Source organism: Williamsia soli, assembly GCF_017377795.1.
Classification (GTDB): Bacteria; Actinomycetota; Actinomycetes; order Mycobacteriales; family Mycobacteriaceae; genus Williamsia; species Williamsia soli.
Genome location: NZ_JAFRDR010000003.1, coordinates 618,598 through 636,903 on the forward strand (window position 1 = coordinate 618,598; position 18,306 = coordinate 636,903).

Below are 18,306 nucleotides of genomic sequence, written 5' to 3' on the forward strand. Positions count from 1 at the left end.
AGTCTCAGTCCATGGTCGGGATGACGAACTCGGCGCCATCCTTGATACCCGAGGGCCACCGCGTCGTGATGGTCTTGACCTTGGTGTAGAACTGGATCGCTGCCGGTCCGTGCTGATTCAGATCGCCGAATCCGGAGCGCTTCCAGCCACCGAAGGTGTGGTAGGCCACCGGCACCGGGATGGGCACGTTCACGCCCACCATGCCGCACTGCACGCGGGCGGTGAAGTCGCGGGCGGCGTCGCCGTCCTGGGTGAAGATCGCGACACCGTTGCCGTACTCGTGCTCGGACGGAAGCGCCAGCGCCTCTTCGTAATCCGCGGCACGAACGATGCAGACCACCGGTCCGAAGATCTCGTCGGTGTAGATCGTCTGATCCTTCTTGACGTGATCGAAGAGTGTGGGCCCGATGAAGTAGCCCTCTTCCAGGCTCTGACCGTCGTAGGTCAGGTCGTCGGTCGTGCGCTCGCGGCCGTCGATGACCAGCTCGGCGCCGGCGTCCACACCCTGCTGGATGTAGTCCTTGACGCGTTCGAGAGCAGCCTTGCTGACGAGGGGGCCGTAGTCGGCCTTGATGTCGAGGCTGTGGCCGACGCGCAGGGCGTTGACCTTGTCGACCAGCTTCTCGCGCAGGCGATTTGCGGTGGCCTCACCCACGGGCACGGCCACCGAGATCGCCATGCAGCGCTCACCGGCGCTGCCATACCCGGCACCGATCAGTGCGTCGGCGACCTGATCGAGGTCGGCGTCAGGGAGGATGATCATGTGGTTCTTGGCGCCACCGAAGCACTGTGCGCGCTTGCCGTTCGCGGCTGCGTTCGAGTAGATGTACTGCGCGATGTCGGAGCTGCCGACAAAGCCGTATGCCTGCACGTCGTCGTTGTTCAACAGGGCGTCAACGGCTTCCTTGTCGCCGTGGATGACCTGGAACACGCCTGCGGGCAGTCCGGCTTCGAGGAACAACTCGGCCAGGCGCACGGGCACCGACGGGTCACGCTCGGACGGCTTGAGGATGAACGCGTTTCCGGTTGCCAGCGCGGGGCCGGCCTTCCAGAGCGGGATCATGGCGGGGAAGTTGAACGGGGTGATGCCTGCGACGACACCGAGCGGCTGGCGAACCGAGTGCACGTCGATGCCGGTGCCGGCGCCTTCGGTGAACTCGCCCTTCAGCAGGTGCGGGATGCCGATCGCGAATTCGATGACCTCGACGCCGCGCTGGATGTCACCCTTGGCGTCGGGAACGGTCTTGCCATGCTCTTTGGAGAGCAGCTCGGCGAGTTCGTCCATGTTCTCGCCGACGAGTGCAACGAACTTCATCATCACGCGAGCGCGACGCTGCGGGTTCCATGCAGCCCAGATTTTCTGCGCCTCGACTGCGGTGGCAACCGCGGCATCGACCTCGGCCGTACTGGCCAGAGGAACGGTTGCCTGCACCTTGCCGGTGCTGGGGTCCATCACATCTGCGGTGCGCCCGCTGGTCCCGGCGACGTGTGCGCCGTCCACGAAATGGTCGATTTGCCTGGTCATGGGGTCCTCACAAGTCATCTACGAGCGTGTTGTCCCCATCACCATATACTAGGACTTCCTAGTAATAAAGACCCCAGGCGGCCCGAGACGACGAATGGCCCTGAAAACCGGCACATAGCCGCCGCTCGAGGGCGTATACCCCTCGGAGCTCACCTATGTGCCGGTTTTCAGGGCCATCTCGGCCGAGTGGTGGCGACTACCCCGTCTTGCGGCGGAAATTCTGCTGACCGCTCTCCGGCCCGTGCTGCCCGGCGGCCTTCGACGTCGCATCCTTGTGATCGGACGTCGGCTGGCCCTTCTGCTTCTTGCGCTCGAGTGCCTCGCGGAACTTTCGCTTGGTCTCGTCGTCTGCAGCCATGTCGTACCCCTTCACGTGCGGTTGATGGTGGTGAGCGTATCCAGCGGCGACAACCGATGTCAGCTGGTTTTTGCCGTCCGGGCAATCATTGCCCGACCGGGCCGAAACGCCACCATCGGTCAGCTCTGCATAGGCCGGTGATTCGTGGTTCGCTCGACCGTCCCATCGGCGTTGAAGTACTGCCACTGCCCGATCTTCTTGCCGCCGATCCGGTCACCGCGATCGATCAGGTTGCCCTCCGGACTCCAGCGCTCCCAGAGCCCACTCTTCTGACCTCTGTCGAATGAACCCTTCTGCAACAGGCCGCCGCCCGCTCGGTACCACACACACGCCCCGTCGAGTTCGCCGTCGTGATAGTTCGATTCGGAACGAAGCGTCCCATCACGAAAATAGTGGCGCCACAGACCTTCTCGACGATCCCGGCGGTAGGTCCCGGTCGCCTCACCGCCGTGCGGGTCGGACTCGCGCCACAAGCCGGTCTTACGACCCTGCGCATCCGTGGCATTGGCGGGCTGTTCGGCCTGGTCGTCTGTCATTGGCCAAGGTTACCGAGCGCCGGAACGCGACTGGGATATGCGGCAACTGTTCGCTAAAATCGCGGGTCGGCGCCACTTGCCCGCTGGTCCGTTCAACCGAGCCAAAGGGTACCCTTAGTCGCCCCTGATCTACGTGGAGAGAGAATTAGATGTCTGTGGTGATCCTGTACGGCAGCGAGACCGGAACCGCCGAACTGGTTTCTGATGCGATCTCTGACGTGCTGTCGCAGCAACACGATGTGTCGATGTACGACATGACCGACTTTGCCGTCGAGGACCTCTCGTCCGACGATTTCTACGTCGTCGTGTGTTCCACCTACGGCGAGGGCGAGTTGCCCACCGGCGCAGAGCCGTTCGCCGAAGGTCTCGACGACGAGAAGCCGGAGCTCGACGGCCTGCGGTTCGCCACCTTCGGACTGGGCGACAGCGTGTACGACGACACCTTCAACCGCGGCGGCGAGATCATCGCCGAAAAGCTCGTGGACCTGGGTGCTTCGCAGGTCGGAGAGCACGGCCGCCACGACGCGTCGTCGAAGATCGCCGCGAAGGTCCAGGCAGCAGAGTGGGCAGCCGAGATCTCGAAGGTCATCAGTTCCGCCAACCACTGACTTCTCGGCTCCGGCACCCCTGGCGTCGGACCGCCACTACCCTCGAAACCATGACGACGATCACTGCGCTCGACGACTTGGTGACAGCCCTGCCTGCCGGAGTGGTGATCACCGATCCCGACATCGTCGCGTCATATCGGCAGGACCGCGCATTCGATCCGGCTGCGGGTACCGCCATGGCGGTGGTCCGCGCCACCAGCACCGCCGACGTCCAGGCGGCCGTTCGCTGGTGCGCCGCCAACAACATCGCGATCATCCCCCGCGGTGCGGGCACCGGCTTGTCGGGCGGAGCCACCGCTGTCGACGGCGGCATCGTGCTCACCACCGAGAAGATGCGCGACATCACCGTCGACCCAATCACGCGGTCCGCGATCTGTCAGCCGGGTCTGCTCAACGCCGAGGTGAAGGCAGCGGTGAAAGAGCACGGCCTCTGGTACCCGCCCGACCCGTCATCCTTCGAGATCTGCTCCATCGGCGGCAACGCTGCCACCAACGCAGGCGGTCTGTGCTGCGTCAAGTACGGAGTCACCAGCGATTACGTCCTCGGCATGGAAGTGGTGCTCGCCGACGGCCGTGCCGTACGTCTCGGCGGTGCGCGCCTGAAAGACACCGCAGGGCTCTCACTGACCAAACTCTTCGTCGGCAGTGAGGGCACGCTCGGGATCATCACCGAGGTCACCCTGCGCCTGCTACCGCCGCAGGCGGCGGCGTCGACCGTGGTCGGGTCGTTCGCATCCGTCCACGCCGCCTCGAAGGCTGTCCTCGAGATCACCTCGACGATCCGCCCGGCGATGCTCGAGTTCATGGACAAGGTCGCGATCAATGCTGTCGAGGACCAGCTCAAGATGGGCCTCGACCGCAGCGCCGGGGCACTGCTCGTCGCGCAGTCCGACGCACCTGGTGCGGCGGCCGCCGCCGAGGTCGAGATCATCGAAGCGGCCTTCACGCGCTGCGGGGCGACCGAGGTGTTCGCCACCGACGATCCCGACGAGGGCGAAGCGTTCACCGCGGCCCGTCGGTACGCCATCCCGGCCATCGAGAAGATCGGTCCGTTGCTTCTCGAGGACGTCGGCGTGCCGCTGCACAAACTCCCCGACCTCATCGACGGGATCGAGGCGATCGCCGCCAACCGCGACGTGCTGATCTCGGTCATCGCACACGCCGGCGACGGCAACACGCATCCGCTGATCGTCCACGATCCGAACGACGCCGACGAGACCGCGCGCGCCAACCTCGCGTTCGGGGAGGTGATGGATCTCGCGATCGCCCTGGGAGGCACCATCACCGGCGAACACGGGGTCGGCAGGCTCAAGAAGGGCTGGTTGCCCGATCAGCTCGGGGCCGACGTCATCGAGCTCACCCAGCGCATCAAGAACAGTCTCGACCCGCAGGGCATCCTCAACCCGGGCACGATGCTGTAGGGCTTTGCGATGTTCCGGGCCGCGGACGACGTTCCACCACTTGATCGACACCGAGCCGGAACCACTGACGTTCAAACGATTTCATCCGCTGGCCCGCCGTACGCCCGCTGGGTAATTTCCTTGACGACCGACAAAACGTCGGCCAGCAACTCGCCGAGGAGAATCCCGTGTCCACCATCCGTTCCGCTCGAACCGTCGCCACCGTCCTGGGAGTGGGCGCCCTCGGGCTGGGTCTGCTCACCGCTTGTTCCGACAGCTCAGACGATGCGTCACCGGCAACGTCCGAGAGTCAGGTGGCGACGACCTCCGAGAAGACGCCGGTCTCGCCCGAGATGCAGGAGTGCAGCCGCGAGGCCCCTACCGGTCCGCTGGCCGTTCCGACTTCGTCGACCGAGTACACCTCCGGCGAGTCCGCCTACTCGGTGACGCTTTCCGACGGGACCGAGAAATGCGTTGTGGTCGAATCTGATTCGAGCGGCGGAGACTTCGACTCCACCGACAAGGAGATAGACATCCGATTCGGCGACACCTCGGCCGGATTGCTCATCACCATCGATGGCGAGAAGGAGGGCAATCTCCCGACCGAGGTCCCGCACCGGGTCGACGACGCTTTCATGGGTATGCAGGTCGACGGTGGATACTTCGCCGACAGCATGCACAGCGGCTGCGAGGTCACGTTGACCGGACTCGACGACGAGATGATCGCCGGGGAGTTCACCTGCACCGACGTCACGTTGTTCGAAGACGGGCCCTTCAGCCTCGGCAGCGAGACCACCACCTCATCGCTACCCGAGGACACCACCATCACCGACGCCAAGGGCTGGTTCGTGTTGCGCGCGTGAGCTACCTGATCAGGAGTCGAGCGACTCCAGCAACTGCAGCCAGACCTCACTGACGGTCGGGTACGAGGGCACCGCATGCCGCAGGACGCTGGTGGGCACCTTGCCGACGATCGCGATGGTCGCGGCATGCACAAGCTCATCGACCTCGGGTCCCACAAAGGTCGCGCCGACGATCGTGTCGGTGGCCTTGTCGATGACCAGTCGGGCCCGGCCCTGGGCGTCGTCGCGGAGCAACCCGAATCCGGCGACGCCGGTCAACTCCACGTCGGCGATCGTGATGTCGAGGCCCTTGTCACCGGCATCCTTCTTCGTCAGCCCGACACTGGCGACCTGCGGGTCGGTGAAGACCACCTGGGGAACCGGGACATCATCAGGGACAACGGGTTCGGGTCTGCCCTCGGCGCGGGCTGCGATCAGATGCCCGACGTTGCGGGCCTGGTACTTGCCCCAGTGGGTCAGCGCTGGACCGCCGGAGGCGTCGCCGACCGCATACAGCCAGGACGCGTCGCCGTCGACGGCGTCGAGTCCGACACCATCGCGGGCCGGGCGACGCCCGGTGGCGACGAGGACCTCGTCCGCGGTGAACTCCTCGCCCCCGGCGACCACGGTCACCTGATCGCCGTGGATGCGGCCGATTCCGGTGTCGTCGGCGACCGGCCGCCGCACCTCGGTGACGTCGACCTTCTGTCGGACATCGATTCCACTGTCGGCCAGCGCCTTTGCCACCAGTTTCCCGGCGAAGGGTTCGGACTTACCGAGGAGTGTCCCTCGCGAGAGCAGCGTCACGGAGCTACCGAGCGCAGACATCCAGGTCGCGGCCTCGCAGGCGACCACACCGCCGCCGACGACGATGAGCGACGCCGGGATCTCTCGCACCCCCGTGGCGTCGCGGGACGACCACGGCTGGGTGCCGGCGAAGACATCAGGGATCACCGGGGTACTGCCGGTGGCCACGATGACAGCCTGCCGGGCACGGATCGTACGGCCGGTGCCACCGTTGTCGACGACGACGGTCTTCTCACCGGTGATCACACCGTGGCCCCGGATGACGTCGATGCCGAGGCCACCCGCCCACTTCACCTGGCCACCGTCCTCGTACTGCTTCACCCACGCGTCGCGCCGCCGCAGGAGTTCTTCGGGCAGCAGTTTCTTCGCGACCTTGATCCCGTCGAGAGCGCGGGCGGCGGCGTGGACTTCGACGGGCCGGAGCAGCGCCTTGCTGGGCATGCACGCCCAGTAGGAGCACTCCCCGCCGAGCAGTTCGTGTTCGATGATCGCGGCGGTCCGGTCCGATCCGGCGATGGCGTATTGAGCGGCGACCTCGCCTGCCGGCCCACCACCGATCACGAGAACGTCGTACTCGTCCCCCGATTTCTCATCATCGAGTCCTGCGACTTCTTCTCTCGACTTCGACGCGCTTGCAGCTGCCATCACCCCACCCTGCCATTGCCGGTGGGGAGGTTCCAGTCTTGCGGGCTATGACTTTTCAGGCCTGGGGTTTTCCGGGTGGAACCTATGGGGTGTGCGGATCGCGGAATGACGGGCCAGCTCGATCACCGCGACGACCATGACCGCGAGGACCACGCAGACGATTCCGGCCTCCCACACCGTGACGTAGATCCGCTCGGACAGCAGCGCAATACCCAGGACCATGGCGACGGCAGGTTCCATCACCGTCATGGCGGGGAACGAGGTCTGCAGGTCCCCGGATCCGAAACCGCGCTGCTGCGCATAGATCCCCGCCCCGATCACCACCACCAGAAGATAGATCTCGGGTTGCACCACGACGGTCGCCGAGTTCTCGACCCCCTGGTTGATGACGGTCTTGATGAGGAGCGCCGAGATCCCTAACAGTGCGCCTGCGGTGAGCCCGTAGAAGAGTGCCCGGAAATGGCTGGTGCAACTCTCTGCAGCGACGACCAGCCCGATGAGGCAGATCAGGACTGCGGCAATCGTCACCACGGAGACGAACTGCCCTGGCCGGTGGTCGGACGAACGCGGTGAGGCCAAACAGAGGAACAACGCGACACAGGCCGTGAGGGCGCCGCCCCAGGCCCATTCGATCCGGGTCGGGCGGCGATGGTCGAACCAGGCTTCCAGTGGCAGCGCGAACAGCACCGCGAGGACGAGCAGCGGTTGCACCAGCAGGATCGACCCGAGACCGAGCGCGGCCGCCTGGACCCCGAAACCGGACACGGCCAGACCTGCGCCCAGCCACCAGCCGGGCGTGATGGCCCCGCTGGCCGCGGACGCGCGTTGCCGCAGGACGGTTCCGATTGCGATGAGGCAGGCGGCGGCAACCGCGAGCATCGCCGGGACGATGGTGTGCATCGGGTCGCTAATGGTCCGTCGGGCCCATGGCGCTGCCCCCCGGTGCGGGCGCGGGTCTCTTGGTGACCTCGAACTCTGTCTCGCGCTCGGCGGCATGCCTGGCCAGGACGAACACCGCCCGCAACATGAACACCAGCGAGAAGCCCGCGATGACCCCTTCGATCCAGTTGACGTCGACCCGCTCGCCGAGCAGCACCACGCCGAGCGACATCGCCACAGCAGGCTCCCAGACGGTCATCGCGGGGAACGACGTCTGCAGGTCGTGCGCCGCGAAGGCCAGTTGTTGGGTGACAACGGAGGCACTCGCAACCAGCAGGATCAGATAGATCTCGGGGTGGATCAAGATCTCGACGAAACCGTCACCGAGCTGGGTCACCACCCCTTTGAGGAGGAACGCCTGGACGCCGGTCAGCAAACCGGATGCAGAGCCGAACAACAACGCGCGATGATGCGGTGACACCAGTCTCGCCGCGATCACCAGTCCCGCGAGCACCGCGATCACCACGACGATCGTGCCGGCGAGCACGCCCGCCGACACGTTGTGTTTGCCGGGGCTGGGCGCGGCGATCACCACGAACGCGGCGATGCAGATCGTCAGGATGATGCCCCACTTCCACTCGTGGAAGTTCAGGCGACGATGGTCGAGATAGGCCTCCATCGGCAAGGCGAACAGCACCGACAGCACGATCAGCGGTTGCACCAGGAGCAGGGAACCGAACCCGAGCGCGACAGCCTGCAGCGCAAAGCCGGCGGCCGCGATGAGAACACCCAGCCACCACCGTTTGGTGATGCCCCCCGACGACGTCGACGACCGTTGACGCACGAGTGTTCCACAGGCGACGAGCAGCGCCGACAGCGTCGCCAATAGCGCTGGGAGGAACAAGTGCACTCAGGCGACGATACTTGGATGTCCTCAGAGAAACCTGGCTGTCGCCGGGCCGTGTGAGCGAATAGGCAGTGGCGGGAGAGAGAAAGCCCGGCATTGGGTACTCGTGCCGTGGCGCGCACCGCTGCGATGCCGCGATAATCGACCTTGCCCTGCTCGCACGACGAAAGTTGTTGCATATGACGTTGGCCGAATACACCGACTCCGAACTCGAACTCGATCTGCGGTGGTGGGCCGCGGCAAACTATCTGACGGTCGCCCAGATTTATCTGCAGGACAATGTGTTGCTCCGCGAACCACTCTCCGTCGAGCACATCAAGCCACGATTGTTGGGCCACTGGGGCACCAGCCCTGGTTTGTCGATGATCTACACGCTGCTCAACCGGCACATCCGCGACACAGGGACGAAGTGGCTCTATGTGACCGGCCCGGGTCACGGCGGACCGGCACTGGTCGCCGCGACGTATCTCGAAGGCACTTACAGCGAGGTCTATCCGCACATCTCCGGCGACTCGGCGGGGCTCAAAGCCCTGTGCCGGCAGTTCTCGACGCCCGGCGGCATCCCGAGTCACGTCAGTGTGCAGACCCCCGGTTCGATCCACGAGGGTGGCGAACTCGGTTACGCCCTCATCCACGCGGCGGGCGCGGCGTTCGACAATCCCGATCTGGTCGTTGCGTGCGTCGTCGGCGACGGTGAGGCGGAGACCGGTCCGCTGTCGGGGTCGTGGAAGATCCCGGCGTTCCTCAACCCCGCCCGCGATGGTGCCGTCCTGCCGATCCTGCATCTCAACGGCGCGAAGATCGCGAGCCCGACCGTGCTCGGCCGCACGAGTGACCGCGACATCGAGTCGTACCTGTCGGGTCAGGGATGGGCTCCGATTTTCGTCGAGGGAGATGACCCGAGCGAGGTCTTCCCCGCTCTGGCCACCGCGCTCGCGGCGGCTCACCAGAAGATCGCGGACATTCAGGGCGCTGCCCGGGCCGGTGAGTCGATTGGTGAGAAGTGGCCGGCGATCGTGCTGCGGACGCCCAAAGGTTGGACCGGACCCCACGAAGTCGACGGCAAGCTGATCGAAGGCACCCATTGGAGTCATCAGGTTCCGCTGTCCGGGGTGCGCGAGAATCCGGAGCACCTGACACTGCTCGAGGAATGGCTGCAGAAGTATCGGCCAGACGACCTTTTCGACGACAACGGCACGTTCTCCAAGGAACTCGCCGAGCTCGCCCCGGACGGCGATCTGCGGATGGGGTCGACGCCGTACGCCAACGGCGGCCGCAACCTGGTGCCGCTGAAGATTCCGGCGCTGGAGTCGTACGCGCTCGAGATCGAGGCCCCTGGCGCGCGGGCGTATGAGACGACGAAGGTCCTCGGAGAACTCATGCGCGACATCTACGAGCAGAACTCGGACGCCCAGCACGGCGGCAACTTCCGGTTGTTCTCCCCGGACGAGACCGCGTCGAACCGGCTGCAGGCCGTCTTCGAGGTGACAGACCGGTGCTGGCAACTGCCGCGTACCGAGAACGACGACGGCCTCTCGCCCGAGGGCCGGGTCATGGAGGTTCTCAGTGAGCACCTCTGTCAGGGCTGGCTCGAGGGTTACCTCCTCACCGGTCGCCACGGCATGTTCGCCACGTACGAGGCGTTCGCGATGGTCAGCGTCTCGATGCTGGTGCAGCACGCCAAATGGCTGCAGCACGCGGTCGCCTTGCCGTGGCGTGAACCCGTCGCCTCCCTGAACGTGCTCCTCACCAGCACCTGCTGGCGCAACGATCACAACGGGTTCAGCCATCAGGGTCCCGGCATGATCGACGCGGTCATCCCGCTCTCGCCCGAGGTGGTCAGGGTCTGGCTGCCGCCGGACTCCAACACGCTGCTCTCGGTCGCCGACCACTGCTTCCGAAGTCGCGATCACGTGAATGTGCTTGTGGTGGACAAGCAATCGCATCCTCAGTACCTGACCCTCGAACAGGCCAACGAACACTGCGCCGCGGGGGTGTCGATCTGGGAGTGGGCCGGAACGGAGAACCCGACAGCGGTGGGAGCCGAGGAGGAGCCCGACATCGTGCTCGCCGCGGCCGGCGATGTCCCGACCGAGGAGATCCTGGCAGCGGCGCATCTGTTGCGGGAGTGGGTGCCGTGGTTGCGTGTCCGCGTCGTCAACGTCGTGGATCTGATGGTGCTGTTGCCGCCGAACGATCACCCGCACGGGCTGCCCGAGCTACAGTTCGTCGATTTGTTCACCGCCGACACCGATGTCGTCTTCGCGTTCCACGGCTATCCCCGCGCCGTACACCAGCAGTTACACGGACGCACCAACCCCGAACGGTTCCATGTTCGCGGGTTCAGTGAACAAGGGACCACCACAACCGCTTTCGACATGGTGGTCCTCAACAAGATGAGCCGCTACCACCTGGTGCTCGAAGCACTGCGACGCAGCAGACGGGTGCCCGAGAAGAGCGGCGAGCTGGCCGAGTTCTGCCAGTCGCAACTGCGCAGGCATCACGACTATGTCCGTGAACACTTCGAGGACATGCCGGAGATCCGAGAGTGGAAGTGGTCCTAGCGGCACCGGTCTGATCCCGACGACGACCGCCCGTCGAGCGTGCCGACAACGCTGTCGAGCGTGCCAAAGTTGCCGTCGAGCGTGCCGAAGCTGCTGGTGAGCAGTACTTTTTGGCACGCTCGGGGGAGATTGTGGCACGCTCGGCGGTAGGCCCCACTGCCGATGGTCGGGTCCGCGGCGAAACCAGATCCGCCGGTACTCGGCGCGTCAGCTGGTCCTGGTCCACCACGTCAGGCACCCTGGGTCGGGTGAGTGGTCTTACCGCATCGGCGCAGTCGGCGCTGGCTGACGACCTGGAGCGACTGATGACGCTGCGCCGCGACCAGATCGAATGGGCGTGCGCCGACTCCACAGCACTGATCGAGCTCGTCGGCTTCGGCATGGACGAGGTGGTGGAGCTCCGCGAGCTCGCCGAACACGAATGGGATCGCGGCAACGCCGAGATCGCGCAGCATCTGGAGCAGGAAGCGTCGGCCTGGGGCCATACCGTCCGACTACTGCGCGCTGCCCTGGCCGCTGCGGGTATCGAGGAGCACACCGGACGGCACCGGCGCGCGTCGTGACCTCCGGCCACTGATGGACCTGCTCCGACATCTGAGGTTCTTTGTTGCCGTCGCCGATGAAGGGCATTTCGGTAACGCCGCGGTCAGGTTGGAGATGACTCAGCCTCCGGTCTCGCAAGGACTGCGCCGGCTGGAGCGCACTCTGGGGGTCGACCTGATCCGCCGCGCGCCGCAGGGTGCCGAACTGACCCCGGCGGGACGCGAACTGCTGCCCCGTGCGAGGGTCCTGATCGACGACGCCGACCGATTCACCGGCGAGGCACGTCGCCTGCGCGAGCACGCAGACGTGCTGCGGTGCGGGCTTCCGCCCGACCTCGATCCGTCGATCGCAGCGCAGTGTGCCGCGGCGCTTGCCGGTCTCGGCTCCGACCGGCGGCATCGGATCAGTGTGGCGCCCGTGGTCGATCTCGTCGACGATGTACGCAAGGGGTTACTCGACCTCGCGATCGTCGAACACCCCTGCGTGCGTGATGGTCTCGAGAGCGGTCCGGTGGCCAGGATCGATCGCACCTTCCTGGTGCCCGCCGGACATCCGGTCGCGGCGGCAAAACGGCCGACTGTTCGTATGTTGCAGGGATTGGCGTTGGCGCACTCGCCGCGCGCCGCTAATCCACCCGCATTCGATCTACTCGTCGACACCCTCCACGTCCGAGGTCTGGACCCGGCGTTCCTGCCGGTGCGGGCGCCGGGCGAGTTGGTGGCTGCCGTGGCCGGCGGCGAAGCGTTCGCCGTGGCGCCGGTACCGGGGCACCTGGGTCTCGTCACGGGAATCGAGACGGTCTCGATGATTTCCGACGACGTGCCACTGCGGTTATTGGTGATTCGCCGACCCGAGGCGCCGAGGCCACCGATCGACGCCCTCGAATCGGCCTTGTGGAAGCTCTCCCGATGACGGTCGGACATCCTGGCAGCGCAGTCGGGCAACGGCTTCGGGAGATCTTCGCTGACGCCGGGTGCGCCGCCTGGCTGCACGCCCGCACCATCGGGCGCACGCCGGAACGCGAGTTCGGCTGGTACGCCGATGACCCTGTGGTGATGGCATCGGTGTACAAACTCCCGTTGCTCGCGGCCCTGTGCGTACGCGCCGACCGCGGCGACGTCAACCTGCGCGACACGGTCACGGTCGATCCCAGAAAGTGCGCGGAAGGACCGACAGGCATTGCCACCCTGCATGATCCGATCACCTTGAGCTGGCGCGACCTGGCCGTGCAGATGATGGTCGTCTCCGACAACGCAGCAGCTGATGTAATCCTCGCGGAGGTCGGACTCGGCGGTGTTCGTGAAGTCCTCGACGGTGCGGGATTGCACTCCACACACGTGGTCGGCGGTATGGCGCAGGTACAGCAGCAGCTTCTTTCCGACACCGGGTCGAGTACGGTCGCCGAGGCCTTCGCTGCGCTCGCCGACGTCGACCGGACCGGAACGATCAGCGCCTACGATCCCGCCTTGACCGGCGCCACCACCGCTCGGGAGGCAACCTGCCTACTCGATCTGATCTGGACCGATCGCGTCGCCTCGGCCGGCAGTTGCGACTTCATCCGGACCACGATGCGCAAACAGGCGTGGAAGCAGCGGATCTCATCTGGATTCCCGCTCGGAATCGCCACGGTGGCAGGCAAGACCGGGACCCTCGGAGCGATCCGCAACGAGGTCGCCGTCGTCGAATACCCGGGCGAACACCCGGTCGCCGTCGCCGTGTTCACCCACGCCGCGCGATCGGAGCTATCGCTACCGACGGTGGAAGCGGCGATCGGTCAGGCAGCGCGCGTCGCTGTGAACGAGGTCCGCAGCGCGAAGGGCTGAGACGGACTTTGCGCCCTGTACAGGTCGTCTCAGCTGTGCCGATAGCGAAACGCTATCGGCAGTCAGGGTGTCGCCGGTTGTCCCGCACGAGGCGCGCTGGTTGAGTTCGCGAGCGATGAGAAATGTTGAGCGCACTCGGTTCCCGACAAGAGTTCTGCTGATGGTCATGGCCCTGCTCGGCACAGGTTGCGCCGCGCTGGGTGACGATCCGAAGGACCCCTTCGGCGCTTTCGCGTCGGCGCTGACCTCCGGCGACGCGAGCAAAGCAGCCGAACACACCACCGATCCTGCGGCGGCGGACAAAGCGATCAGCGACATGTTCACCTACCTCGGCCAATCCGCCGAGGTACGGGTGGGCGCCCGGGACGTGGACGGCGACAACGGTGCCGGACAACTGATGATGTCCTGGACGTTCGGTGAGGACAGAGAACTCGAATACCAGACCAGCGGGCGTGCCGTCGACACCGACGACGGATGGCGCCTCGAATGGTCTCCGACCCTGCTGCACGACAACCTCGCGCCGGGAACGCACTTTCAGTACTCGGACGACAGGAATCTGCTGACCCCCGTGGTCGACCGCGGCGGCGCGGACCTGATGACCTGGCAGACCGTTGGTGTGATCGCCCTTCGCCGAGCGGCCCTGACGGAGGGATCAGCCGCGCTCGCCCCTGTTCTCGCCGCCATCGATCCCGCCATCACAGACGCATCGATCCGAACTGCGGCCGCACAGCAGCAGGGCGACACCATCACCGTCGCGACCTTGCGCGAACGCGACCTCGACCGCGTGCGGACGCGCCTCGAGTCGATCAACGGCGTCACCGTCGAGGAGCAGGGGAAACTCCTCACCGCCGACAAGGCGTTGAAGTCGCCGGTGTTCGCCGGTGTCGACGAGGCGTGGAACGACCGCGTCTCGCAGGGTGCCGGCTGGTCTGTCAGCATCGTCGACACCGACGGGAATCCCGTCGACCAGCTCACCTCGGTTGCGGCGCAGCCCACCGACCCGCTACAGCTGACCCTGGACCGGCGACTGCAATTGATGGCCCAGCAGGCCGTTGCGGCACAGAGCAAACCGGCCGTGTTCGTGGCGATGTCCACGTCCACCGGCGGACTACTCGCGGTGGCACAAAACGGCGCCGCAGACCGCGATGGCGCCATCGCCCTCAGCGGTCTCTACCCGCCCGGCTCGACCTTCAAGACGATCACCACCGCAGCAGCGCTGTCGTCGGGCACCGCCACGCCCGACACCGTCCTGCCGTGCCCCGGCCGCGCCACCATCGAGGGCCGGACTATACCCAACGAGGACGACTTCGACCTCGGCAAGGTGCCCCTGTCGACGGCGTTCGCCCGGTCCTGCAACACCACGATGGCCGCGCTGTCGAACCGGCTCGGTCCGGATGCACTCCCGGCCGCGGCGCAGCAGTTGGGCATCGGCGTGGATTTCGTTGTCCCGGGGATCGTCACCGTGACCGGGTCGGTGCCCAGTGCGGACAGTCCGGCTCTGCGGGTGGAGAACGGTATCGGTCAGGGCAGCGTCACGGCGTCACCATTCGGGATGGCCGTGGCCGAGGCCAGTCTGGGGCACGGCTCCATGGTGTTGCCGAGCCTGATCGTCGGCCAGCGGACCACGGCGGACAAGACGCCGGAGCCTCTTGATCCGAGGGTGGTCGGCCAGTTGCGGGCGATGATGCGGCAAACGGTCACCTCGGGAACCGCGAGTGCACTCGGTGACATCAACGGTCTCGGCGGCAAGACCGGGACCGCCGAATACGGCGACAACGGCGCTGCGCACGGATGGTTCACCGGCATCTCCGGTGACATCGCTTTCGCAGCGCTCGTCGTCGGGGGCGGCAGCTCGCAGCCGGCCGTCGAAGTCGCCGGCGACTTCCTCCGGACGACAGACGAAGGTTAGGTCAGCACTCCCGTTCGCGGTGATCCCGATCGCAATGCTTGGTGGCGATGCTTTGCTGGCGTCACCGGCGTACGACTACCGTCGAAGCTGTGACGAGGACACTGATATTGATGCGGCACGGCAAGTCCGGTTACCCGGACGGGGTCCGCGACCACGAGCGCCCGTTGGCCGAACGCGGACAGCGCGAAGCGGCCCTCGCAGGCCGTTGGATCGCTGACGCCGGCCTCACCGTCGACCACGTGTTGTGCTCGACCTCGACCCGCACCCGGCAGACTCTGGAACGGACGGGCATCGCTGCGCCGGTGACCTACGTCGACGACATCTACGGCGGGCATCCAGACCACATCCTCGAGGCGATCCGGTTGCACGCACCGTCGCAGGCGCAGACGCTGCTCGTCGTCGGACACGAGCCCGGAATGCCTGCCACGGCACTGACCCTTGACCCGGAAGGGCAGATCGAACGTTTTCCGACATCGGCATACGCCGTGGTCAACACCGAAACACCCTGGGACCAGCTAGGTCTTGACCCCGACCCGACAGCTCGGCTGGTTCAGATGGCGATTCCGCGGGAGCCCTGACGCCTCTCCCCCACCCGAATTTGCGTCTTCCCCATGTTATTTCCAGTGGGCCGCGCAAAAACAGGTGGGCGGTGTGATCGAGTCGACCCAAGAGTGACCACGCGAAAAAGGCACACGACCGCCGCTGCAGGCCCCAGAATGTCCAGAGTCAGACGGTTTTGGCCATACTGGACAAAACTCCCAACGCCGGCCCAGGAGACAGCAATGAAGCTTCCCGCATCAAAGATCGACGTGAAGACCATGGCCATACTGCTCGGGGCGGGACGCGCGGGGCTCGGCCTCGGCTACATGTTCGCCCCCAAGACGACCGCCCAGGGTGTGATCGGCACCGAGGCCGCACTGCCCGGCGCGAAGCTGACCAACAAGATGTTCGGCGCCCGCGAGGTCTACCTCGGTGGCGTGGTCATCGCGGCCGCGCAGGCGCAGGAGAATCCGCTGCTCAAGAAACTCCTGCTCTCGGGCGCAGGCGTGGACGCCTGGGACGCCACCGCGGCACTGACCACCGGCGGCATCCCGAAGCTGCCGAAGTACGCCCTGACCGCCGTGGCCGTGAGTTACGCCGCGCTCGGGGTCTACATCGCCGCACAGATCCCCGACAAGACCTGATGGCCGAGCGAAGCGATACCTCGACAGCCCAGCGAAGCGATTCCTCGACGGCCCAGCGCATCGAGAACTCGACGGCCCGGCGCGGCAAAGCCCTCTTCGTGGTCCACGACACCGACACCGACCGCGGTATCGCCGACACCGGGACGCTCCGCGGACACGTGGCAGACCGCGGCTACGAGGTCCAGATCGTGCACCCCTCCAGCGAACTCCCTGACGTCAGCGGTTTCGACTTCGTCGTCGTCATGGGCTCATCGGAGTCGGCATACGACGATTCCGTGCCCTGGCTCGGCGCGGAGTTGACCTACCTGCGGGCCGCGCTGGCGGCGAACGTGCCGATCTTCGGTGTGTGTTTCGGCGGGCAACTCCTGAGTCGGGTGCTGGGCGGCACCGTGAAGCGCTCCGACCACCCCGAACACGGGTACGTGACGGTCAACAGCGTGGCGCCCGAGCTGGTGTCGAACGGGCCGTGGATGCAAATGCACTTCGACCGCTTCTCGCTCCCCCCGGGCGCCCGCGAGATCGCGCGCAACGGGGCTGCGCTGCAAGCGTTCACGTTCGGCCGCAACCTCGCCGTGCAGTTCCATCCGGAGATCTCCCCTGCGGTGTGGGCAACCTGGCAGGCCAGCTGGGCGGTGAGTCGCGAGGGGCAACTGGTCGTCGAGCGCGGTATCGATCTCCAGAAGATCACCGCCGAGATCACCGCGCGCGCAGAGGAATCGCACCGCAACTGCGGGATCCTGCTCGATGCCTTCCTGAAGCTCGTTCACGCACCCGTGTAGGGCGGCACCGCCAGGCACGGCACCGGACGAGGGTGCTGCGGGTCGAGTGCATTGAGGACCATCGCCTCCGTCCGCTGGTTCGCGACGATGGACAGATGATCGGAACGATCGAGCGAACATGTGTCCTGCACAACGATGTTCGTGACCTCGATGCCGGCGGGACCCGCCAGGATGCCGCTGGTGTACGGCGTGACGAGCTGGTCGTAGCGGGTGGCGATGTTGGTGTACGTGATGCCCTCGACGTAGGGACCATTCGGCGCGTCGATGGCCGCGGCGAAGTCGTCGTCACCGGGGGCGGCGACGCAATCGGGGCAGTCGGTCTGCGGAACCGCAGCCGGCGGCAGCCCCAACGCGTCGGCGAACATCGCGATGAGGTCGGAACGCCCCTGACCGTCACCGTCAGATCCCTGCCAGAACGGCGCCAGCGACACGTACTTGTCGATGTGGCGGGCGCCTCCGTAGTACTTCGCCCAGTAGGTCGGGATCTGGGTACCCTGCGAATGCCCCACGATGTCAACCTTTTCCGCACCGGTCTTGGCGAGGACGTTGTCGACAAAGAGCTTGAGCTGCCAGGCACTGATGGTCTTGTCGCCGAGGCCGCCGATCCGCGAGAGCGGCCACTGCGGTGACAGCTCCCCGTAGGTCAGCGCAAAGACGCAATAGCCCTCGTTCTTGAGCGCAGGCACCAGCGAGATCCAATTCGTCTGCTGGCTGCCGGCCGTCCCGTGCACCAGGACGACCGGATTGGGATGCTCCGGCGAGGGTTTACAGCCGTAGTCATTGGAGCCGGGAAGGGATCCACCCGGGTTCGCGAGTTCAGCGGGGATCCCGGCGAGGAAGTTGTGGTCGACCGGCAGCGGCGCAGCGGTCGCGGCGGGGGCGAAACCCATTCCGATGATCAGTGCCAGAGCGGCGGCCACCACACCTGATCGCTTCGTCCACCTCATGCTGATTCCTCTCGCTGCCTCGGAGGAAAACTAGCACCGCGGCCGGCGCC

General features: G+C 66.0%; 18 protein-coding genes. 11 read left to right on the forward strand and 7 right to left on the reverse strand.

Annotated elements, in window-relative coordinates:
- Positions 1–4: 4 nt before the first annotated feature.
- The 3 genes from J3S28_RS11345 to J3S28_RS11355 form a co-directional block, all read right to left on the reverse strand.
- Positions 5–1,525 (reverse strand): CoA-acylating methylmalonate-semialdehyde dehydrogenase, encoded by a 1,521-nt coding sequence (locus tag J3S28_RS11345; RefSeq protein WP_207840545.1) that lies wholly within the window; start codon positions 1,523–1,525, stop codon positions 5–7.
- A 196-nt stretch (positions 1,526–1,721) separates the two neighbouring features.
- Positions 1,722–1,883 (reverse strand): DUF5302 domain-containing protein, encoded by a 162-nt coding sequence (locus J3S28_RS11350; protein ID WP_094647548.1) that lies wholly within the window; start codon positions 1,881–1,883, stop codon positions 1,722–1,724.
- 119 nt (positions 1,884–2,002) lie between these two features.
- Positions 2,003–2,419 carry a toxin-antitoxin system YwqK family antitoxin gene (locus tag J3S28_RS11355; RefSeq protein WP_207840547.1) on the reverse strand — a complete coding sequence of 139 codons (417 nt, stop codon included), beginning with the start codon at positions 2,417–2,419 and terminating at the stop codon, positions 2,003–2,005.
- A 149-nt stretch (positions 2,420–2,568) separates the two neighbouring features.
- Here J3S28_RS11355 and J3S28_RS11360 point away from each other — a divergent pair, with 149 nt between their 5' ends.
- From J3S28_RS11360 to J3S28_RS11370, 3 genes are all read left to right on the forward strand, one after another.
- Positions 2,569–3,027 (forward strand): flavodoxin domain-containing protein, encoded by a 459-nt coding sequence (locus J3S28_RS11360; protein WP_207840548.1) that lies wholly within the window; start codon positions 2,569–2,571, stop codon positions 3,025–3,027.
- Between the two features lie 50 nt (positions 3,028–3,077).
- Complete coding sequence (locus tag J3S28_RS11365; protein WP_207840549.1) at positions 3,078–4,448, forward strand: FAD-binding oxidoreductase; 1,371 nt, start codon at positions 3,078–3,080, stop codon at positions 4,446–4,448.
- Positions 4,449–4,615: 167 nt separating this feature from the next.
- Positions 4,616–5,290 carry a hypothetical protein gene (locus J3S28_RS11370; protein ID WP_207840551.1) on the forward strand — a complete coding sequence of 225 codons (675 nt, stop codon included), beginning with the start codon at positions 4,616–4,618 and terminating at the stop codon, positions 5,288–5,290.
- Between the two features lie 9 nt (positions 5,291–5,299).
- Here the strand turns inward: J3S28_RS11370 and J3S28_RS11375 are convergent, their stop codons facing one another.
- Genes J3S28_RS11375 through J3S28_RS11385 form a run of 3 tightly spaced genes read right to left on the reverse strand, consistent with a single transcriptional unit; the run spans position 5,300 to position 8,510 of the window.
- The gene (locus tag J3S28_RS11375) at positions 5,300–6,721 is read right to left on the reverse strand and encodes a dihydrolipoyl dehydrogenase family protein (protein WP_207840553.1); all 1,422 of its coding nucleotides are present in this window, start codon (positions 6,719–6,721) and stop codon (positions 5,300–5,302) included.
- Between the two features lie 45 nt (positions 6,722–6,766).
- Complete coding sequence (locus J3S28_RS11380; protein ID WP_207840555.1) at positions 6,767–7,621, reverse strand: DMT family transporter; 855 nt, start codon at positions 7,619–7,621, stop codon at positions 6,767–6,769.
- Between the two features lie 7 nt (positions 7,622–7,628).
- Complete coding sequence (locus J3S28_RS11385) at positions 7,629–8,510, reverse strand: DMT family transporter (RefSeq protein WP_207840557.1); 882 nt, start codon at positions 8,508–8,510, stop codon at positions 7,629–7,631.
- A gap of 176 nt (positions 8,511–8,686) precedes the next feature.
- Here J3S28_RS11385 and J3S28_RS11390 point away from each other — a divergent pair, with 176 nt between their 5' ends.
- The 8 genes from J3S28_RS11390 (at position 8,687) to J3S28_RS11425 (ending at position 17,309) form a co-directional block, all read left to right on the forward strand.
- Positions 8,687–11,071 (forward strand): phosphoketolase family protein, encoded by a 2,385-nt coding sequence (locus J3S28_RS11390; protein ID WP_207840559.1) that lies wholly within the window; start codon positions 8,687–8,689, stop codon positions 11,069–11,071.
- 248 nt (positions 11,072–11,319) lie between these two features.
- Positions 11,320–11,634 carry a hypothetical protein gene (locus J3S28_RS11395; protein WP_240498310.1) on the forward strand — a complete coding sequence of 105 codons (315 nt, stop codon included), beginning with the start codon at positions 11,320–11,322 and terminating at the stop codon, positions 11,632–11,634.
- 13 nt (positions 11,635–11,647) lie between these two features.
- On the forward strand, positions 11,648–12,526 hold the full coding sequence (locus J3S28_RS11400; RefSeq protein ID WP_207840560.1) for a LysR family transcriptional regulator: 879 nt from the start codon (positions 11,648–11,650) through the stop codon (positions 12,524–12,526).
- Positions 12,523–13,437: a serine hydrolase gene (locus J3S28_RS11405; protein WP_207840562.1), complete on the forward strand. Its 915-nt coding sequence runs from the start codon at positions 12,523–12,525 to the stop codon at positions 13,435–13,437. Before J3S28_RS11400 ends, J3S28_RS11405 begins: the two co-directional genes overlap by 4 nt.
- A gap of 115 nt (positions 13,438–13,552) precedes the next feature.
- Positions 13,553–15,346, forward strand: coding sequence for a penicillin-binding transpeptidase domain-containing protein (locus tag J3S28_RS11410; RefSeq protein ID WP_237341363.1), 1,794 nt, complete (start codon positions 13,553–13,555; stop codon positions 15,344–15,346).
- Between the two features lie 47 nt (positions 15,347–15,393).
- Positions 15,394–15,924: a SixA phosphatase family protein gene (locus J3S28_RS11415; protein ID WP_207840564.1), complete on the forward strand. Its 531-nt coding sequence runs from the start codon at positions 15,394–15,396 to the stop codon at positions 15,922–15,924.
- 204 nt (positions 15,925–16,128) lie between these two features.
- Entirely contained in the window at positions 16,129–16,530 is a 402-nt protein-coding gene (locus tag J3S28_RS11420; protein ID WP_110468274.1) for a hypothetical protein, read from the forward strand.
- Positions 16,530–17,309 carry a type 1 glutamine amidotransferase gene (locus J3S28_RS11425; RefSeq protein ID WP_207840566.1) on the forward strand — a complete coding sequence of 260 codons (780 nt, stop codon included), beginning with the start codon at positions 16,530–16,532 and terminating at the stop codon, positions 17,307–17,309. Before J3S28_RS11420 ends, J3S28_RS11425 begins: the two co-directional genes overlap by 1 nt.
- Here J3S28_RS11425 and J3S28_RS11430 read toward each other — a convergent pair.
- Positions 17,294–18,256 carry an esterase/lipase family protein gene (locus J3S28_RS11430; RefSeq protein WP_207840568.1) on the reverse strand — a complete coding sequence of 321 codons (963 nt, stop codon included), beginning with the start codon at positions 18,254–18,256 and terminating at the stop codon, positions 17,294–17,296. The genes J3S28_RS11425 and J3S28_RS11430 overlap by 16 nt on opposite strands.
- Positions 18,257–18,306: the final 50 nt, after the last annotated feature.